Source organism: Mycobacterium sp. NGS67, assembly GCF_059812185.1.
In genome coordinates, this window is record NZ_JCALCF010000082.1 from 1 (window position 1) to 742 (window position 742).

The 742-nt window shown below is 65.8% G+C and carries 1 protein-coding gene; it reads right to left on the bottom strand.

What is annotated here, in order from left to right:
• Positions 1–36: 36 nt before the first annotated feature.
• On the bottom strand, positions 37–742 hold a 706-nt coding region (locus tag AC5Y4D_RS27320), incomplete at its 5' end, for an RNA-guided endonuclease InsQ/TnpB family protein (protein ID WP_500038777.1).

Here is a 742-nt window from a genome sequence, read left to right on the forward strand (position 1 = left end):
TTGACCTTCTCCCGCGACTGAAGATCGCGGGATTCCCTATGCCGCTTGCGCGTCATCGGGTCTTCTCGCTTGCGCGAGCACACCCGCGGGTGCGGGTGTTGCCTCCGGCCCGGAGGTGTGCGCGGGCGTGGTAGCCCGGGCGAGGATGGTGGTGGCTGCCTGAAGGTCCGCGTGGTCTTGGTGGCCACATCTCACGCACTGGAATTCCGCTTGGCTCTTGCGGTTTTCCTTTACGCTGTGTCCACAGTTGCGGCACTCCAGACTGCTGTACGCGGCCGGCACCACGATGAGTGCGGTGCCGGACGCGGACATCTTGTGGTCGAGCCGCTGGGCGATCACACCCCAGCAGTTCGCGTATATCCCTTTGTTCAGACCGGCTTTCGCGGCTTTCCCGTTCGGCAGGTAGTGACCCTCGTTGTCGGGGTCGGGTTTAGGCTTCGGTGCCCGCACCATGTTGCGGGTCGCGAGTTTCTCCACGGCCACCACACCGTAAGTGGCAGCGATCCGCGTGGTGGTCTTTTCGACCCAGTCCCGGCGCCGATCAGCCACCTCGGCGTGCAGCCGCGCGATCCGGGCTTTCACCTTGCCACGCCGGACACTGCCTCTGCGGCAGCGGGCAAGCTGACGCTGCAGTCTGGCGAGCTTCTTCTGCTCGCCGCTACGCATGATCGGTGCCCGCAGCATCGTGCCGTCCGAGAGCGCCAGCGTGGTTTTCACGCCCCGGTCGATACCGACCGCGCGC